Origin of the sequence: Micromonospora sp. NPDC005553, assembly GCF_042871765.1 — a bacterium.
Classification (GTDB): Bacteria; Actinomycetota; Actinomycetes; order Mycobacteriales; family Micromonosporaceae; genus Micromonospora.
Genome location: NZ_JBIAJD010000001.1, coordinates 348,726 through 366,478 on the forward strand (window position 1 = coordinate 348,726; position 17,753 = coordinate 366,478).

15 protein-coding genes are annotated in these 17,753 nt (G+C 73.5%); 1 reads left to right on the plus strand and 14 read right to left on the minus strand.

Annotated elements, in window-relative coordinates; all coding sequences use genetic code 11:
* Positions 1 to 20 precede the first annotated feature (20 nt).
* The 4 genes from ACFYPG_RS01735 to ACFYPG_RS01750 form a co-directional block, all read right to left on the minus strand.
* On the minus strand, positions 21 to 3,734 hold the full coding sequence (locus tag ACFYPG_RS01735) for a S8 family serine peptidase (protein WP_387349525.1): 3,714 nt from the start codon (positions 3,732 to 3,734) through the stop codon (positions 21 to 23).
* Between the two features lie 362 nt (positions 3,735 to 4,096).
* Positions 4,097 to 4,705, minus strand: coding sequence for a bifunctional 4-hydroxy-2-oxoglutarate aldolase/2-dehydro-3-deoxy-phosphogluconate aldolase (locus ACFYPG_RS01740; protein WP_387349526.1), 609 nt, complete (start codon positions 4,703 to 4,705; stop codon positions 4,097 to 4,099).
* A 67-nt stretch (positions 4,706 to 4,772) separates the two neighbouring features.
* Positions 4,773 to 5,729, minus strand: coding sequence for a sugar kinase (locus ACFYPG_RS01745; RefSeq protein ID WP_387349528.1), 957 nt, complete (start codon positions 5,727 to 5,729; stop codon positions 4,773 to 4,775).
* A gap of 157 nt (positions 5,730 to 5,886) precedes the next feature.
* Positions 5,887 to 6,750, minus strand: coding sequence for a S1 family peptidase (locus ACFYPG_RS01750; RefSeq protein WP_387349530.1), 864 nt, complete (start codon positions 6,748 to 6,750; stop codon positions 5,887 to 5,889).
* 170 nt (positions 6,751 to 6,920) lie between these two features.
* Between ACFYPG_RS01750 and ACFYPG_RS01755 the strand changes: the two genes are divergently transcribed.
* Positions 6,921 to 8,099, plus strand: a complete 1,179-nt coding sequence (locus ACFYPG_RS01755) for a low temperature requirement protein A (RefSeq protein ID WP_387349532.1) — start codon at positions 6,921 to 6,923, stop codon at positions 8,097 to 8,099.
* Between the two features lie 10 nt (positions 8,100 to 8,109).
* On the opposite strand, the gene ACFYPG_RS01760 is transcribed toward ACFYPG_RS01755, so the two are convergent.
* The 10 genes from ACFYPG_RS01760 to ACFYPG_RS01805 form a co-directional block, all read right to left on the minus strand.
* Positions 8,110 to 8,682: a nucleosidase gene (locus tag ACFYPG_RS01760; RefSeq protein ID WP_387349534.1), complete on the minus strand. Its 573-nt coding sequence runs from the start codon at positions 8,680 to 8,682 to the stop codon at positions 8,110 to 8,112.
* A gap of 37 nt (positions 8,683 to 8,719) precedes the next feature.
* On the minus strand, positions 8,720 to 11,446 hold the full coding sequence (locus ACFYPG_RS01765) for an Hsp70 family protein (RefSeq protein WP_387349537.1): 2,727 nt from the start codon (positions 11,444 to 11,446) through the stop codon (positions 8,720 to 8,722).
* A 102-nt stretch (positions 11,447 to 11,548) separates the two neighbouring features.
* Entirely contained in the window at positions 11,549 to 12,007 is a 459-nt protein-coding gene (locus ACFYPG_RS01770; protein WP_355006731.1) for a GNAT family N-acetyltransferase, read from the minus strand.
* 10 nt (positions 12,008 to 12,017) lie between these two features.
* Positions 12,018 to 12,842 carry a TetR/AcrR family transcriptional regulator gene (locus tag ACFYPG_RS01775; RefSeq protein WP_387350874.1) on the minus strand — a complete coding sequence of 275 codons (825 nt, stop codon included), beginning with the start codon at positions 12,840 to 12,842 and terminating at the stop codon, positions 12,018 to 12,020.
* An 83-nt stretch (positions 12,843 to 12,925) separates the two neighbouring features.
* Positions 12,926 to 13,672, minus strand: coding sequence for a RibD family protein (locus ACFYPG_RS01780; RefSeq protein ID WP_387349539.1), 747 nt, complete (start codon positions 13,670 to 13,672; stop codon positions 12,926 to 12,928).
* Positions 13,669 to 14,370: a GTP cyclohydrolase II gene (ribA, locus tag ACFYPG_RS01785; protein ID WP_387349541.1), complete on the minus strand. Its 702-nt coding sequence runs from the start codon at positions 14,368 to 14,370 to the stop codon at positions 13,669 to 13,671. Before ribA ends, ACFYPG_RS01780 begins: the two co-directional genes overlap by 4 nt.
* A 58-nt stretch (positions 14,371 to 14,428) precedes the next feature.
* Positions 14,429 to 15,367 carry a lysylphosphatidylglycerol synthase transmembrane domain-containing protein gene (locus ACFYPG_RS01790; protein WP_355006728.1) on the minus strand — a complete coding sequence of 313 codons (939 nt, stop codon included), beginning with the start codon at positions 15,365 to 15,367 and terminating at the stop codon, positions 14,429 to 14,431.
* Between the two features lie 66 nt (positions 15,368 to 15,433).
* Positions 15,434 to 16,252 carry a class I SAM-dependent methyltransferase gene (locus tag ACFYPG_RS01795; protein WP_387349542.1) on the minus strand — a complete coding sequence of 273 codons (819 nt, stop codon included), beginning with the start codon at positions 16,250 to 16,252 and terminating at the stop codon, positions 15,434 to 15,436.
* Positions 16,249 to 17,358: a glycosyltransferase family 4 protein gene (locus ACFYPG_RS01800; RefSeq protein WP_387349544.1), complete on the minus strand. Its 1,110-nt coding sequence runs from the start codon at positions 17,356 to 17,358 to the stop codon at positions 16,249 to 16,251. Before ACFYPG_RS01800 ends, ACFYPG_RS01795 begins: the two co-directional genes overlap by 4 nt.
* Positions 17,355 to 17,753 (minus strand): 6-carboxytetrahydropterin synthase, encoded by a 399-nt coding sequence (locus ACFYPG_RS01805; protein WP_355006725.1) that lies wholly within the window; start codon positions 17,751 to 17,753, stop codon positions 17,355 to 17,357. Before ACFYPG_RS01805 ends, ACFYPG_RS01800 begins: the two co-directional genes overlap by 4 nt.

The following is a 17,753-nucleotide window of genomic DNA, read 5'->3' on the forward strand; positions in this document are numbered from 1 at the left end:
GGCGGCCGGTCACCACGCTGTCAGCGCAGGCCGAACGCCCGGCTGATGCTCTGGCTCACGGTGTTGCCGGCGCTGTCACGCGCCGTGGTGCGCAGGCTCACGAAGCCGACCTTCGCCGGTGCGGCCAGCGAGGTGCGCCAGCCGTCGCCGTGCCGGGTCAGCCGCTGCTTCTGCCAGGTCGCCCCGTCGTCGTAGGACACCTCGACGGTCACCGCACCGATCCTGTTGGTGACACCGGGCAGGTGGGAGGCGACAACGGTCAGCGGTGCACGTCGCGACGCCCTGCCGGCAGAGTCGATGGCCACCTGGTAGTCCAGCTGGATCATCGGCAGCACCTCGGCCGACTCCTCCCCGGTGACCGCCGAGTGGAAGCCCCACTCGGTGCGGGTCTGCCGGGAGTACGGGTTGGTCCACGCGGCCCTGTCGTTCTCCACCACGAGCCGGTACGGCAGTCGCTGCTGGGCCAGCCCGGGGACCTGGAGGTACTCGGCGTTCCCCCAGTCCAGCTCCTTGTCGCCCTGGTAGAGGGTGGTCCGGTTGACCATCTTGTAGTTCGCGTACGCCTCACCGATGTGGCCGCCCCCGTCGCCCCACCCGGGCGCGGGCAGGTAGACGGTGTCCAGGTAGCGGACCGGCACGTAGCTGCCGCCCATCCGGGGTCGCTGGATCGGCCCGAACCAGGTGACGGCGCTCGGCTTGCCGGCCGGGTACGTGGTCGTCGCCATCAGGTGCTGACCGGTCTCGCCGGCGATGAACGCGTCGTCGACCCACCGCTGGTCGGCGCTCACCCAGTCGGTGCGGCGGCCCTGCGCCGGTGCCGGCTCCTGGTTGCTCGACGCCCAGCCGCGCCAGATGTCGGTGCGGAACTCCAGCGCCTTGCCCTGCCGGTAGTTGCGGAACTCCACGTCGACCCGGGCCAACTGCCGCTTCGTGGGCCGGTAGGTGAGGTCGGCCGGCACGTTACCGGTCCAGTGGTGCGCCACGTCGTACAGGTAGGTGGTCTCCGGGTGCGACTCGACGGTGAGCCGCACCGCGCCCCGCTCCAGCGCTGCGATGAGCTGCCCACCCTCGTCGGCGCCGAGGGTCGCCACGGTCACCGGGGCCGGGCTCTCCGGGCTCCACGGCGCCTCGTCCCACGGCTGGAGCCGACCGATGCCGTCGTTCACCACGAGCAGCAGCTTCGCCCCGGCCGCGGCGGCGGCCTGCGCCTGGGTGGCGATGTCCACACTGTCACTGCGGCGAAACACCACGGCCCGGTCCCGGACCGGCCGCTTGGCCAGCCCCGTCGCCGACGCGTCGGCGACGTAGACCGCGTCCAGCTGACGCCGGCCGGCCGGCAGCGCCGGGGTCGCCCGCTTCACCAGCAGATCGTCGTACGAGCGACCGCCGGCCGAAATGGTAAGGGCCGGCTGCTCCAGCCGCCACCGGGCACCGAACTCGAACTCGCCGTCGGTCACCGGACGGCTCGTCGGCAACGCCCACATGCTGTCGTACGAGTCGTCGGGCAGCACCTGGCTCTCGGTGAGACCGTTCTTGGTGGACCGGTGGATGTCCATCCGCAGCGCGCTGGCGGTGGCCTCCTGCGGCACCCGGGCCTGCACCTGTCGGGCGGCGCGCGCGTCCAGGGTTACGGTGCGGTCACGGTCCAGGAACACGTCGGTGAAGCTGAGCATCGCCATGCCCTTGGAGTGCGGCCCGTGCACACCCCGCACGTCCGCGGAGATCCAACCGTTCCAGCTTCCCACCGGCAGCCGCAGCGTGGCGGTGCCGCTCTCGGGCAGGTCCACGGCCGTGAAGAGGGTGTCGGCGGTGAGGATGACCTTGCCGACGAGCGGCTTGCCGTCGCGGTCCTTGGCAACCAGCGTCAGGTTCTGCCGCTGACCCTCCTTGCCGGCGCCGATCAGGGTGCGCCCACGCACCGCACCGGTCTCGTCGGTGGCGACGATCATGCCGCTGACCTGCTTTTCCACCGGCAGCTTGTCGTACGCGGCGGTCACCGTCACGGTGGCGGTGCCGCCCGCGGGCACTGTCACCCGGTCGGCGGAGAGCGCGAACAGCCCGGCCGGCGCGGTGGCCGCGTCGAGGGCCAGGTTCAGGTCGACCGACGCGCTGCCGAGGTTGGTGTAGGTGACCGTACGGTCGACGGTCGCGCCCGGCTGCTGCGGCCACGCCTGGAAACCGGAGTAGGCGCTCGGGGTGGCGAAGACGGTGGCGTGCGCGGCGGCGACGGCGTCGACCCGGCCGGCACCCGCCTGGTACGGGGTGTAATCGGGGGTGGCCTTCACCGAGCTGACCAGCGCTTCCTTGATCCGCTGACCGGTCCAGTCCGGGTGCGCGGCGGCGACCAGCGCGGCCGTGCCGGCCACGTGCGGGGTGGCCATCGACGTGCCGCTCATCAGCGTGTAGTCGCCGGAGCCGCCCCGCACGAGGTGCGAGCGGGCCGCCAGGATGTCCACGCCGGGGGCGGTGATCTCGGGCTTGAGCCCGCCGTCGCCGGCGCGTGGCCCCTGGCTGGAGAAGTCGGCGAGGTGGTCGGTGTCGTCCACGGCGCCCACTGTGAGCGCGGAGTTGGCGGCACCCGGGCTGCCGATGCTGGCCGGGCCGCTGTTGCCGGCGGCGATCACGAAGAGGGCGCCGGTCTCGGCACTGAGCCGGTCGACCGCCTGGCTCATCGGGTCGCTGCCGTCGGTGGCCTCACCGCCCAGGCTCATGCTGACCACCCGGGCCTTCTGCTCACGGGCCGCCCACTCCATGCCGGCGATGATCCACGAGTCCTGTCCGCTGCCCTCGCTGTTGAGCACCTTGCCGATGTGCAACCGGGCACCCGGGGCGACGCCGCGCTCGGTGCCACCGGACGCGGCGCCGGTGCCGGCGATCGTCGAGGCGACGTGCGTGCCGTGGCCCTTGTAGTCGAGGATGTCGGGCTCGCTCGGCACGAAGCTGCTGGACTCGGCGATCTGACCGACGAGATCCGGGTGTTCGGCATCCGCACCCGAGTCGAGCACCGCGACGTCGACACCGGTCGCGGTGTTGCCCTCGGCCCACAGCTTTGGCGCGCCGATCTGCGCGGTGGACTCGGCCAGGTCCGCGTGCACCCGGCCGTCCAACCAGACCTTGGCGATGCCGTTCGCCAGGGTCGGGGCGTCACCCGTACGCCGGGTCGAACCGGCGGTCAACGCGGTCCAGAACCGGTCGGCGGTGGCGCGCTGGCGGGTCAGCGCCGCGCCCTGCACGCTGTCCAACTGGCGGACCAGCGTGGCGCCGTCGACTGTGGGGCGGGTGCGGTTGCGGGCCGCCGCGTCGGTCATCGTGACGATCAACGGAAGCGCGTCGGTGTGCGCGTCGTCGTAACCGTCGGCGATGAGGTCGGTGACGTTGAACAGTTGCCGGTCCAGCACGCCGCTCGTCACATAGGACAGCGCGGCGTCCGGGTAGACGTAGGTGTCGCCGTCGCGCACGGTGCGGTGGAAACTCGGGGTGCTGCCGTCCGGCCGGCGCACTGTCGACACCGTGCTGCCGTCCGCCGCGGTGGTGACGGTGACCGTGTCACCGGTGATCAGGGTGACGGTGGACGCGCGTCCGGCGGCGGCCGGGGGTATGCCCGCCGGGCGGTCGGGGTTGTTCGGCGGGGCGGCGGCCGCTCCCGCGCCGGGTGGGGTGAACCCGGCCGCCAGGGTGAGGGCGGCGCCGAGGGCGATCAGCCCGGATCGGCGGCGCCGGTGAGACAGAGCCACGATGACCTCTTTGTGTCGAGAAGTGGTACGCACCACAGCATCGACGCAGATCCCACCGGCACCGCGCCCCCAACCCCGACGCACCTACGCCATGGCACAACCCCGCCACCCCCGGGCTCCCCCGCCCTCCCCGCCCTCCCTGCCCCCGCGCACCCTGCCCCCGCCCACACGCCCCGACCCCCTCCCTTCTTCGTCGATCATGGAGTTGTGGTGCCAGACGTCAGATGAAACGCGGCTTTTGCACCCCACCACAACTCCTTGATCGACGAGGCGTGGTGGGCGGGTCGGGGTGGGGTGGGGTGGGGGTGGGGTGGGGTGGGGGTGGGGTGGGGTGGGGGTGGGGTGGGGTGGGGTGGGCGGGATTAGGAGGCGGGGCGGGTCAGTTTGGCCAGGGCGTCCAACTGGGTGGGGTCGGAGAGGGCGGAGCCGACGGCCACCACGCGTACGCCCGCTTGCAGGAACGCGCCGGCGTTGCTGGCGTCCAGGCCGCCGGTAGCGACGAAGCGCAACTGCGGCAGCGGGCCGGCGACGGCCTTGAACCAGGCCGGCCCGAGGGCGATCGCGGGGAACGCCTTGAGCCAGGTGAGGCCGTGCCGCAGTGCCTGCTGGGCCTCGGTCGGGGTGGCCACGCCGGGCAGGTGCGGCAGGCCACGTGCGGCCGCGGCGTCGGCGACCGCGAGGTCCAGGCCGGGCGCGACGGTGAACCGGGCGCCCGCGTCGGCCGCCGCGGCGACCTGTTCGACGTCGAGCACGGTGCCGGCACCGACGATCCGGTCGCGCTCGGCCCCCGCCTCGACGGCGGCCCGCAGCGCCGGCACCGCGTCGGCGGTGGCCACCGGAACCTCCACCACGTCGATGCCGAGGTCCCAGGCGCGCTCGGCGAGCCGAACGGTCTCGGCGACCGGCAGGCCGCGCAGGATCGCCATCACCCGGGCGCCGCCGAAGATGTGATCGAAGTCCGGTGTGGTCATGGTGCACTCCATCCGATGTCGCGGTGGGACTGTTGCTGCTGGTCGGGTCGCAACCCGGCGGCCCGGCTCAGGTCGTCGCCCCCGGCTGGGTCAGGTCGAGCGGCGACCAGGCGTCGGCGGGGGCGTCGACGAGTTTCTCGAACCAGGTCCACGGCGGTACGGGGGCGTTGTCGCCGCTGCTCGTCAACGCCTGGGCCGCGACGAGGTGGCCGAGGCGCAGCCGCCGCACCGGGTCGAGGTCGCGTAGCAGCCCGGCGAGGTAACCGGCGGCGAACGCGTCTCCGGCGCCGACCGGCTCCACCACTGTCACCCGGGGCGCGGACACGAAGACCGGTTCGGCGTCGCGGACCAGTGCGGTGGCGCCCACCGCGCCGTCCTTGACCACCACCGTCTGCGGATCGGGCAACAACTCGCGTACGGCGGTCGGGTCGGTGGTGCCCCAGAGGGTCTCCGCCTCGTCCTGCCCGACGAAGACGAGGTCGCAGCGGTTGGCGAGGTCGCGTAGCACCGGTGCGGCCTGCTCGGCGGACCACAGTCGGGCCCGGTGGTTGACGTCGAAGCTGACCAACGCCTGCGCCAGCGGCCGGTCGGTCACCGCGTGCTCGACAAGCGCCCGGCAGGACGCGGAGAGCGCCGGGGTGATTCCGGACAGGTGCAGCACCCGGGCACCGGCCAGCGCCGGGTCGGCCAGCGTGGCAGGGTCCATCCGGGCAGCCGCCGAACCGGCCCGGTAGTAGTGCACGGCGGTCCCCTGCGGACCGGGGTCCTTGACGTACAGGCCGGTGGGGGCGGTCGGGTCCACGCAGACCTGGTCGACGCGGACGCCGGCGGCGGCGACGTGCCGGACGACGGCCCGACCGAAAGGGTCGTCGCCGACCCGGCTCACCCAGGTCGTCACGTGTCCCAGGCGGGCCAGGTAACCGGCCACGTTGGACTCGGCCCCACCGACCGAGACGGCGACCCGCTCGGCGCGCTCCAGCGGCTCTCCCGGCGCGGGGCAGAGCACCACCATCGTCTCCCCCACGGCGACCACCTCGATCGATGGAAGGCCGGCCGGAACAGTCGGCTGGTCAGGTCGGGGGGCGGTCGGCATCGGGCACACGTCCTCGCGGCGGGGTGCTGGGCGTCGCCGAGCCTAGGTGTCCCGCGCGGGACGGGCAACCCGTCATACGTCACACCGGTCAGGGCAACGTCAACCCGTACGCGGCCAACACCTCCGCGATCGGCTGGTAGTAGGTGGTGCCGCCGGCAGTGCAGTTGCCGGTGCCGCCGGAGAGGATGCCGAGGATTTTGCCGGTGGAGGCCACGTAGAGCGGTCCGCCGCTGTCCCCCGGTTCGGCGCAGATGTTGGTGCGGATCAGGCCGTAGATCACGCCGGTGGCGTAGTTGACGGTCTGGTTGAGACCGGTGACGGTGCCGCAGCGCACGCCGGTGGTGCTGCCGCTGCGGCACACCGCCTGACCGATGTACGCGCTGCCGGGGCCATTGATGGTCACCAGGCCGGGGTAGGTGTAGACCGCGCTCGGGTGGGCGATCCGGCCGGTGTAGCGGATCAGCCCGTAGTCGTTGGTGGGGTAGCTGGTTGCGGTGCGGGTGCCGAGCACCGTGGTCTGGGCGCTGTCGGTGTACCAGGTGGCGGCGGTGGTGGTGCAGTGCCCGGCGGTGATCACGTAGTAGGTGCTGCCGCTGCGCGCGTTCGCGCCGAGCGAGCAGCGCGCGCCACCGCCGCCGTAGATGCCCTGCCCGCCGGCAATCAGCGGGCGCAGGGTTCCGGGTTCGCGGCGCAGCAGCACGCCGGCCCGGTCGGTCACCAACCGCAGCGCGGCCACCTCGCTGGGGGCCACTGTGTCGTCGACGGTGAGGGTCATCCGACCGGTGGCGGGGTCGAGACCCCAGGCGGTGCCCGCGGTGCGTACCCCGGTCAGCGTGGCCGTCGGATCGGCGGCGGGCGCGGCGGCCCGCTCGGGGACGGCGGCCTGCGCCGCGCCAGGAGCGACGAGCAGCAGGGCGGTCAGGACGAGGGCGACCAGCGGGGAGCGGCGCATCCGAACCTCCGAAGAGATCGAGACTATTGGATGCGGTCAAGCATCGCCCGGCCTCCGACGCCCTGGCAACCTCCGGCCGCCCGCTTCCTCGACCGGCGGGAATCGTCGATCCGGGGACGGGCCGCGCCGGCACCGCCGATAATCCTCGAAGACACGGCGGGAGGCCGGGCATGAGCACCGGAGGCACCGCGGCACTGGTACGCCGGCCGGACGGGTCGACCCGGGCCACGTTGCTGGAGTTGCTCTTCGACGTGGTCTTCGTGGCGGCCCTCGCGCTGACCTCGACGCTGTTGACCGAGAACCTTTCCTGGTCCGGCGGCGCGAAGGTGCTGCTGATGTTGACGGCCATCTGGTGGACCTGGTCGGTCACCTCCACCACCACCGAGTTCTACGACCCGCAGCAACGCCCCATCCAGGCCATCCTGATGATCGCCATGGTCGGCTCGGTGGGGATGGCGGCGTCCCTGCCGATGATCACCGACGGGCACGCGATGATCTTCGCGGTCGCGTACGTCGGTACGCACATCTCTCGCGGGATCATCCTGATCACGACGTTGCTCCGGCAGCGCCACCGGGCGGCCACGATCCGGGCCACCCGGTTCCTGTTCTGGTTCGTGGTGTCCGGCGTCTTCTGGATCACCGGCGGGGTGACCGGCGACGTGAACTGGCCGCTCTGGACCATCGCCATCGCGATCGACCTGCTCTCCGCGGCGGCCCGCTACCCGACACCCCGGCTGGGCCGGGTGCCGATCGACCAGTACGAGCGGACCACCGGGCACCTGGGCGAGCGGTACCAGCAGTTCGTGATCCTGGCCCTCGGCGACATCATCCTGGTGCCCACCATGCGGGTCAGCCGCACCGATCTCGACGGCGTCCGGGTCACCGCGTTGTTCTGCGCCTTCGGCCTCATGCTGCTGATGTGGCAGGTCTACGTCTTCCGGGCCGGCGAGTTGCTGGAAGCCGGGGCGAGGGCGGGCCGGCCGGCGCGGGTGGCCCCGTACACCCATCTGGTGATGCTGGCCGGCGTGGTCGGCACGGCGGCGGCGTTCGACCTGGTCGTCTCGCAGCCGACCGGGACGACACCGGCGCGGTGGCTCCTGCTGATCATCGGCGGTCCGATCCTGTTCGTGGTCGGCCGCGCGCTGTTCACCCTGCTGGTGTCGACGAAGGTGCCGTGGTGGCGGATGAGCTGCCTGATCGCGCCGCTGCTGGTGCTGCCCTGGGCCGGCCACTGGCCACCGGTGCTGGTCACCGTGGTCGTGGCGCTGGGGCTGACGGCTCACGTCCTGCTCCCCGGAGCGGCCCGGGAGACCACGCCGGGCCTACGGTTTCGACAATCCGGCGACTGACCCTGCTCACTCAGGCGACGTGTCGGGCGGCCCACTCGGCGAGGTCCCGGGCGCACGCGTCCACCGACTCCTGCCAGCTCCGGGCCGCGCCGTCGCCCGCCTCGTCGCTGACCTGCTTGACCAGCCGGCACGGCACGCCGGCCTGCGCCGCGGCCCACGCCACCGCGTACCCCTCCATGTCGACCAGGTCGGCGCGCTGCGCCAACCGGTCCCGCTCCGCGTCATCGGCCACGAAGGTGTCACCGGTCGCGAGCACCGCGCCCTCGGCGGCCAACGACAGCGGCGCCCCGTAGGTCTCGCCGGTGAGCGTGCGCAGCAGGTCGGTGTCCAGGTCGTGCTGGAGCACTGTGGCGACCTCGTGGATGCCGGCCAACCCGGGGCGCAACGCACCCGCCGTACCCAGGTTGAGCACCAGGGCGGGGCGCGGCCCGGCGGCCAGCACCGCGGCCACCGCGCTGGCGGCGTTCACCTTGCCCATGCCGGTGAGCAGGACCGGCAGCTCGGGCGGCAGGTAGCGGGCCTCCTCCCCCACGGCAAGAACCACCAGCGGACGATCGGCGCGGACCGTACCTCGAAGATTCACCGGAGCATCGTACGAGCCGACCGGTGGGCCGTCGACGTCAGTCGTCGGTGAAGCGGTACAGCACGAAGTCCTTCTCCGCGCCGCAGGCGATCACGCGGGTGTTCCACGAGCAGGAGGAGCTGCGCACGTCCTTCAGCTCACCCAACTCGTCGACCTCCCCGGACTCGGCCCATACCCCGGCCAGCACCCGGTTGTCCGCGACCACGCTGGGCGCCTTGGCGAAGACCAGCAGGTTGCCCGCGTCCAGGCGGACCGCCACCCCGCCCCGGTCCCGCAGCACCGGCTTGCCGGCGGCGTCGAAGACGGTGACGGTCGGCTCCGGCAGCTCCCGTTGGGCGAGCACCTGCTCACCCAACGGGACCAGACCGGTCACGCCCGGCGCCGGCCAGCGGATCATGCGCTCACCCTCGGTGACCGCCACCACCTCGGTGCGCGCGACGTCATTGTTCGGCACCTGCAACAGGCAGGCTCGCCGCTCACCGCAGGCCACCAGTTCCTTCGGGCGGTACTCGTCGTTGCCGGAGCGGTGCAGCACCACCGGCTCGGCGTCGGAGTTCAGGTCGTACGCGAGCAGCTGGTAACCACCCTCGTTGGCGGCCACGTACAGGCGGTCCTCGTGGGCGACCACCAGGTCGTCGAGGTCGGCGACGCTGCCCCACTGGCGCAGCACGGCGCCGGATGCCATGTCGAGCAGCCGCACCGACCGGTCCGCACCCACCTGGACGAGTCGCCGCCCCTTGCTCGTCCACGGGTTGCGGGGCGTGCCGTCGAGGAAGGCCGGCCCGCCCGCCGCCGCGTCGGTGCCGACCGGTCGGACCACGGTACGGCCACCGGCGTACTGGCCGCGGGGGTTGGGCTCGGTCCACTTCGCCGAGCCGTTGGTCAGGCGCAGACCGACCAGTTCGTCGGCGGTCCGGTCCACCAGCACCGCCGTGTCGTCGGCGAAGTAGACGTCGTCGTCACCACGCAGAACGCGCTGCCAGCGCTGCTCGCCGGTGCGGCCGTCGAGAACGGCCAGCGGTCGGGGGGTGCTGTCGCCCGGCGCGTCGGCGAGGACCGCGACCGCCCCGGGAACGGCAATGATCGCCTCCCAGTCGTTGGCCCGCACGTCGGTCTGCTCGCGCCACAACTCGCGGCCGTTGCCCGCGTCGACGGCCACCACCTCCAGCCGGTCGTCCGGCAGCGCAAACGCCAGGTAGGCCCGGTCGTCGAGCACCGCCGTCCACATGTCGAGCGGCCGTTCGGTGCCGGCTGACACTCGGGGCAGCTCGCGCAGCGAGGCGAACTCCAGATCCGGGTAGCGGTCCCAGGTCAGGTAGAGCGTCGCCGCGGTGGCCACCCCGGCCAGGGCCAGCACCGCGCCGAACACCACCCAGCGCGCCCGAGGCCAGCGGGTCGCGCCGGCCGGCGGGGTCGGGGTGGCGCCGGCCAGGCCCGACCCCGCCGGCGGGGTGGATCCCGGCCAGGGCTGCGACGGTACGACCGGCGCGGGGGCTCCGGCCGGGGCGGGCGGGCTGACGGGGCTCGGCATCGGCGGGCTGACGGGACGTGGCGCGGGCGGGCTCACCGGGGCCGGCGCGGGTGGCGCGAGCGGCGGTCCCGCGTACGCCGGGGCGGGGAGCGACTTGCGCAGCGGCAGGTCGGTCAGGGCACCCTCGGCCACCGGCAACTCGGGCTGGTCCAGCACCGTCGGCGCGATCCCCAGCTCGGCGTGGAGCATGCGGGCCACCAGCGGGATCCGTGACGACCCGCCCACGAGGAACAGCCCGTCGAGCTGATCGGGTCGCAGCCCGGCGGCGGCGATGACCTCCCGGGCCCGCTGCACCGCCCGGCGCAGCAGCGGCGTGGCCACCCGCTCGACGTCCGCCCGGGTCAGCTGGATCGTCTCGGCCACTCCCGGCACCGCGATCGGGGCCACAGAAGACCGGGACAGGGTTTCCTTCGCCCCACGTACCTCGTCTGTGAGCCGGACCTGGTCGCGGCGCTGCGCCGGATCCGCCGGTCGGGTGAGCCGGTCCCACTGCCCGGCGTGCCGCTCACCGACCAACTCGCCGACCCGCCGTACCAGCGCGGCGTCGAGGTCCAGACCGCCCAGGTCGGGCAGGCCACCGTCGGCGACCACGCTGAAGCCTGAGTCGCCCCAGGGGTCCGCGCCCTCGTTGCGCAGCACGGCGACGTCGAGCGTCCCGCCACCGAAGTCGAACACCGCGATCGCCCCGCCGACCGGCACCGGACGGTGCAGAACCTGCGTGTAGTACCGGGCGGCGGCCACCGGCTCCCGCAGCAGCCGGGTGCCGGGCGGCGTCGGACCGGCGAGGGTGTGCTCTGCCGCCTGCGGCCAGCCCGCCCGCAGCAGCGCGTCGGCGAGGACCTGCCGCCGCGTCGCGTCCCAGGCGGCCGGGCAGGTGACCACTGCTGGCGGCAGGAAACCCACAGCGTTCACCGCCGCCCGGCCGACCGCCGCCAGCACCGCGGCGAGCAGCTCGGCCGGCGGGTACGCGCGGTCGCCGAGCTGCACTGTCGGCTCGTCCACCCGACGCTTGGGGTTCGCCTCGAACCGGGCCGGGTCGGCCTGCGCCAACCGGCGGGCGTCCCAGCCGGTGTGCAGGGTGCCGTCCGGGTCGGCGTAGACGGCGGACGGACTGAGCGGTTGACCGTCCATCAGCAGCGGACGGGTCCGCCCATCCGGCCAGCGCAGCACCGCCACAGTGTTGGACGTGCCGAGGTCGATGCCGAGGGCGAAACCCTCGTGCTGGCCTGCCATTGCCCGATACCTCCGCCGCGACGAGGGGAACTCGACCCCGCATCGTACGCAGGCCCCGCCGCACCGCTGATCACTCGGTCCGGGGTGGTCGACGGCGTCCGGTCAGTGGGTGGAGTGGACGCCCACCACCTCGTCCTCGCTGGTCTCCCCAGTGAGCTGGAACCCGAGTTTCAGGTAGAACTGCTCCGGGCCGTCCGGCCCCGGCTTCCACGTCGTGTAGACGCGGTCGTGCCCACGTCGGCGGGCCTCGTCGCGGACGGCCTGTACCGCGAAGCGGCCGTACCCCCGGCCCTGGTGCTCGGCGGCGATGTTCAGCCGCCACAGCCCAGAGCGCCTGTCGTCCGACTGGGCCGGATCCCACACGACGTCGAAGAAGCCCATCAGGAAGCCGACGGTCTCGTCATCCTCGACGATCAGACGCGGCCACGCGATCTCGGGCCGCACGTACGCCTCGGCGAGGGACCAGGCGACCGGAGACGAGAACTTCTCCTGGTCGGGCCGCACGCTCACCCGGCACGCGGCCTCCACATTGTCCTGAGTGATCGTCTCCAGTCGCGGCACGCCGGTCAGCCTACCGAGCGGGGCTGAGCAGCAGGCCGTCGAGCAGACCGCGCAGACCGAACTGGAACCAGGTGTCCAGGTCGGTGTCGGGTCTGGTCTGCCCGGCCGCGGCCAGCCACTGTCGGTCCCGGGTACGGCCGGTCCGCTCCAGCCGGGTGCGGGTCGCCGACCACCAGGCGTGGTAGGTGGTGTCCCCGGGGTCACGCCGAATGAGCAGGGCCATGCCCTGGACGTAGCCGCTGAGCGCCAGGTAGGCGCGGAACGCCTCGGCCGGTGCATATCCGGCGCTGGTGAACGCCGCCACCACCCGGTCGACCATGGCGAGTACCGCCGGCCCGGTCGGCGGCCGGTCGGTGGCGAGGATGGCCAGCAGCCAGGGATGGCGGCGGTACATCGCCCACTCGTCCCCGGCCAACCGTTCGAGCCGTTGGCGCGGATCGCGCGGTAGTGGCGCGGTGCCGGGCGGGTGAGTGGCGGTGATCTGCTCGGCCATCGCGGCGAGGAGGTCGGCCCGGTTCCGGACGTGCCGGTACACGCCGTGGGCGGGCAGGCCGGCGCGTTGGGCGAGGACCCGCAGCGAGACGGCGTCCAGGCCGCCGGCGTCCGCCAGCTCGACCGCGAGGGCGACCAACCGGTGGCGCGGGTCGCCGCCCGTCGGCGCGGGCAGGTCCCGAATCCGACGCGGGCCGCTGGTGGGGCCGTGCTCGCGACGTCTCCGGTACGCGCGGGCCTGACAGCTCCGGGAGCAGTAGCGGCGCGGGCGCCCCCGGCCGGGGGCGACGGGCAGTTCGGCCTCGCACTCGACACACCGGTCACCGAGCACGCCGCCTCCCATCTCGCGCAACGCGCTACGAGGTTAGCTCGTCGGCGCGGCCCGCCGGGTCGATCATGAGGTTGGCGGGTGCTGCGGAGATCGGATCAGCCGCCAACCTCATGATCAACCGGCAGGGCGGGTGGTGGGTTGGTGGGGCAGCGGTCGGAGAGGGCGTAGCGGAGCAGCACCACGTCGCCGATCTGACGGGCCTCGGCCAGGCGGGCACGTCGACCCGGGTGCCAGGGAAAGCTGCCCTCCCCCACGAACCGGGGCGCCCGACCGTCACCGACGAAGAACGGGGCGACCACCAGGTGCAGTTCGTCGGCGAGACCGGCGGCGAGGAACTGGGCGTGCACCGTCCCACCGCCCTCCACCATCAACCGCTTCACGCCCCGCGCGGCCAGGTCGGTCAGCAGCCACCCCGGGTCGACAGGCTCACCCGCGTCGATCACGGTGGCCAGCCGGCCGACCCGCTCATCGGTCTTCTCCAGCGCGCCCGTGGCGCAGTAGACGAGCCGGGCCGAATCACCGGCGGTGAAGAAGCGGGCGGTCGGGTCGAGGTCACCCTGCGCGGTCAGGGTGACCTTGGTGGGTGAGGCGGGCCGACCGGCCGCCACCCGCTCGTCGCGGCGGCTTGGCGAGCGCACCAGCAGTCGAGGGTCGTCTCGTCGGACGGTGCCGGCGCCGACCAGAATGGCGTCGCAGCTGGCCCGAACCGCGTCGACGCGGTCCAGGTCCTCCTCGTTGGACAGCAGTAACCGCTGCTCGGAGGCATCATCGATGTACCCGTCGATGGAGGCGGCACAACTCAACAGCACGTACGGCCGCGTGGGCCCCGGCCGCCAACTCATCGGGAGACGGGCCGCTCAGGAGTACGACCCGCGAGCACATCCGCCGCCTCGGCCGCCTCGGCCGCCTCGACCTCCGCCGCCTTCGCGGCCTTGGCCGCCAGGTAGCCCGCGTTGGCCGGCGAGAGGAAGACGCTGGTGAGCACCCGTTCGGCGACGTCCACGCCCAACCGGGTCAACTGCTCGGCCTTGTCCGGGTTGCTACTGAGCAGTCGGACCCGCGGCACGCCCAACGTGGCAAGCATCTGCGCGGCGACGGTGTAGTCCCGCTCGTCCTCGCCCCGGCCCAGCGCGACGTTGGCCTGGTAGGTGTCCAACCCGGCGTCCTGCAACGCGTACGCGTCGAGCTTGGCGTACAGGCCGATGCCCCGGCCCTCCTGACGGAGGTAGAGCAGGAAACCGCCGGTCTCGGCGATCCGCTGCACCGCCTCGCGCAGTTGCGGCCCGCAGTCGCAGCGTTGGCTGCCGAACACGTCGCCGGTCAGGCACTCGCTGTGCGGGCGGACCAGTGGGGCTGCTCCCCCGGTGGCGAGCCGGTCCAGGGCGCCCGCCCAGTCGCCGAGGCCGAGGGCCAGGTGCTCCCGACCGTCCACAAGGCCTTTGAAGGTGAACACCCGGGCCGTCGTGGTGTAGCCGTCCGGGAACGCCAGCGGCACCGTGACCTGCGTGCGGATCGTGGCAACGGGCAATGCTTCGGGCATGGGACTCCTTTGTCCGGCGCCACCGTCCTCCGGCGACGCGTACCGTCTCACAACCGACTCAACATCCGCCGCCGGAGGCGGCTTCCCGGGCGGCGACCGGAATTCGACGTCGACGGGCCAGCAACACCGCAGCCCCGGGCAGACTGGCCACCAGGATCAGCGCGCCGTAGACGGTGGCGGTGGCGACGCCCTCGGCCGCGCTGAGGCCGGCCGCGCCGAACACCCATGCCGCCACCCCCTCTCGCGGCCCGAAACCGGCCACGTTCAAAGGTAGGCCCATCGCGAGCAGGGCGAGCAACGTCAACGGCAGCAGGCGGGACAGCGGGGCGTCCGATCCGGCGGTGCGCGCCGCCACCAGGAAGGTGGCCAGGTGACCGGCGACCATCACGGCCGAGGCGACCAGCACACCGAACCAGGTGCGCCGCGCCAGCAGCCCCGACCGTACGTCCGCCACGGCGGTGCGCAGTGCCGTCGCCCAGCGCGACCCGCCACCGTTCGGGAGGAGCCGGGCCAACAGCACGACGGCCAGCCCACCGGCGACGAGCAACGCGGCGGCGACCGGCAGGTACGCGCGGACCGGGGACGGAAAGGCGGCGAGCACCACCAAAGCAACCCCGACCAGGACCACCTGCCCGGCGGCACGTTCCCAGACCACCGCGCGGATGCCCCGGCTGACGTCACCGGCGTCGCGGCCGTGGCGTACCGCGCGGTGCACGTCGCCGAGCACCCCGCCGGGCAGTGTGGCGTTGAGGAAGACGGCCCGGTAGCAGTGCGCCACAGCGGTCGCCAGTGGCAGGCGTACGCCGAGACCGCCGGCGACCAGACTCCATCGCCACGCCGCGCAGACCGTGGTGAGCACCCCGATGACCAGCGCCGCAGCCAACGCTGGCGCGTCGATCAGTCGTACCCCGGCGAGGAACGGGCCGCTGCCCACCTGCCACAGCAGGACGGCGAGCAGACCCACCCCGCCGACCACTCGTGCCCAGGCCCAGAACATCGGCGCCGGCCTCCCCTTTGAAGATCGTCCACTTGCCCTAGTGCACGTACCCAGGGTGTGAACGGTTCATCCACCCACGAGGAGGTCAGTGTGTTCGACGAGCACCGTGAGCCGGCCGGCCGCGGCGTCGGCCAGCCGACGGCGGGCGTACGCCTGGGCGGGTCCGGCCAGGTCGGGGCGCTGCTCGCAGGCGGCCGCGAGCCATCCTCGGAACCATTCGGCGATCAGGTCGGCCTGCTCCGGGCCGAGACGCCACGGGCTGGGCCGTTCCCGCACGTCGACGCCGCGCCGGGCGAACGCGGCGGCGGTGGCGGCGACGGCATCGGGGCCGAGCAGCCGCCGGCCCTCGACGGTACGCCGCTGGTGGTCGTTGAAGGCGGCCTCGACCACCTCGTCCAGCGGGTCGGCCGGGGTGAACCGGACCTGCCCGGTCACCGAGATCGCGAACAGGGCTGGTCGGCCGACGCAGGCGGCCGCCACCCGCTCGACCTCCTCGGCGGTGAGCATGTCCAGCAGCGCGGAGGCGGTGACCAGGGAACCGTCGGCGAGGTCGGCGGCGGTCAGCCGGGTGAGGTCGCCGCAGCGGGTGTGGACGGTTACCGGGGCACCGTCGGCGGCGGTCACGCCGGTCATGCCCTCGGCGGCGCGGGCCAGCAGGTCGGCGTCCCGGTCATGCAGGATCCAGTGCTGCCGGCCGGACAACCGGGCGGCCAGCCAGCGGCTCATCGAGCCGGTGCCACTGCCCAGGTCGTGGATCACCGTGGGACCGTCACCGGTCAGCCGGGCCCGGACGGCATCCAGCAGGTCCTCGGCGCGCGCCGCCGCGTCGGCCGGTTCACGCAACCGCAGCCAGTCGGCGAACGGCAGGGTCTCCTCGGCGGTCATTCCGCCACCTCCTTCAGCACCTCGGCCAGCAGCGCGGTCGTCACCGGCCAGTCAGTCAGGGTGTCGCGCCGGGCGAGAGCGGCGCGCCGCAGCCGGGCGCGCAGCGCGTCGTCGCCCAGCCACCAGCTCAGCGCGCCGGCCAGCGCGGCCGGATCGTCCGCCGGGACCAGCAGCCCCGGCAGGTCGCCGTCGGGGGCACGGCCGAGTGCCTCCGGTAGGCCGCCCACCTGGGTGCCCAGCACCGGCAGGCCACGGGCCAGCGCCTCGGTGACGACCATGCCGTACGTCTCGCCCCGCGACGGCAGCACCAGCAGGTCGGCGTCGGCATACGCGGCGTCGAGCGCCGCCCCGGTCAGCGGGCCGGTCAGCCGGACCCGGTCGGCGAGGCCCGCGCCGACGAGCCGGTCGCGCAGCCGGTGCACCAGCTCGGGCTCCCGGGTCAGCGTGCCGGCGCAGACCAGCGTCCAGGGCGTCTCGGCCAGGACGCACAGGGCGTCGACCAGCACGTCGTGGCCCTTGTGGCGGGTGACCGCGGCCACGCAGAGCAGCCGGTCACCGGTGGCCGAGGGGGGCACCGGCGGCGCCGGCGTCACCCCCGGCGGCGCGACCCGAACGCGGTCGGCGGGCAGCGGATGGCGGAGCAGCAGGCGGCGACGGGTCCACTCGCTGGTGGCGACGACGGCCCGCGCGGTGGCCAGCGCTCGCGCCTCGGCCTCGTCGTCGAGCGGCATGTGCACGAGGACGACCAGGCGCAGCCGGCGGGCGTGCGGGGCGAGCAGGTCCGGCACGGCCGAGGCGATCAGGCCGTCGAGCAGCACCACGGCGTCGTCAGGCGCGGCGGCCAGCAGAGCCGCCAGCGCCGCCCGGTCGACCGGATCGGGGTGCGGCCACGCCCCGGGCACCGCGTGCTCACGCACCGCCCAGCCGCGCTCGCCGAGCCCCGCACAGATCCGCCGGTCGTAGGTGTTGCCCCCGCTGGGCGTGGCCGGGTCGTCGATGTCACCGGGCAGGACGACGTGGACCGTGCGGCGGCGCTGGCCGAGGTCCGGGGCGCCACCGGGCCCTCCGGGCCGGTCGAGCGGCTGCGCCCGGCCCGCGTCGGTCACAGCGACCGTTCGTAGCTGGCCCAGGCGATGTGCGACTCGTGCAGGGTGATCGTGATACCGGTCAGGTCGCGTGCCCCCGCGCCCAGCTCACCGGCGTGCACCCGATCGACCAGCCGGTCCGCGACGGTACGGGCCAGCACCTCCGTTGTGGTGTTCACCCCGGCGAAGGCCGCCTCGTCGTCGAGGTTGCGGTAGGTCAGCTCGGCCAGCACGGCCCGCAGCTGCTCGGTGGCCAGGCCGATGTCCACCACGATGCCGTCGGCGTCCAGGTCCGGCCGGCGGAATGTCGCGTCCACCACGAACGTCGCGCCGTGCAGGCGTTGGGCCGGTCCGAACACCTCGCCTCGGAAACTGTGGGCAATCATCATGTGATCCCGAACGGTCACGCTGAACAC

Coding starts and splice junctions, on each gene's coding strand:
- ACFYPG_RS01775 (WP_387350874.1), bottom strand. CDS start 12,842: ATGGGAGGCGGCGTGCTCGGTGACCGGTGTGTCGAGTGCGAGGCCGAA.
- ACFYPG_RS01740 (WP_387349526.1), bottom strand. CDS start 4,705: ATGACCACACCGGACTTCGATCACATCTTCGGCGGCGCCCGGGTGATG.
- ACFYPG_RS01755 (WP_387349532.1), top strand. CDS start 6,921: ATGAGCACCGGAGGCACCGCGGCACTGGTACGCCGGCCGGACGGGTCG.
- ACFYPG_RS01790 (WP_355006728.1), bottom strand. CDS start 15,367: ATGTTCTGGGCCTGGGCACGAGTGGTCGGCGGGGTGGGTCTGCTCGCC.
- ACFYPG_RS01765 (WP_387349537.1), bottom strand. CDS start 11,446: ATGGCAGGCCAGCACGAGGGTTTCGCCCTCGGCATCGACCTCGGCACG.
- ACFYPG_RS01795 (WP_387349542.1), bottom strand. CDS start 16,252: ATGACCGCCGAGGAGACCCTGCCGTTCGCCGACTGGCTGCGGTTGCGT.
- ribA (WP_387349541.1), bottom strand. CDS start 14,370: ATGCCCGAAGCATTGCCCGTTGCCACGATCCGCACGCAGGTCACGGTG.
- ACFYPG_RS01750 (WP_387349530.1), bottom strand. CDS start 6,750: ATGCGCCGCTCCCCGCTGGTCGCCCTCGTCCTGACCGCCCTGCTGCTC.
- ACFYPG_RS01780 (WP_387349539.1), bottom strand. CDS start 13,672: ATGAGTTGGCGGCCGGGGCCCACGCGGCCGTACGTGCTGTTGAGTTGT.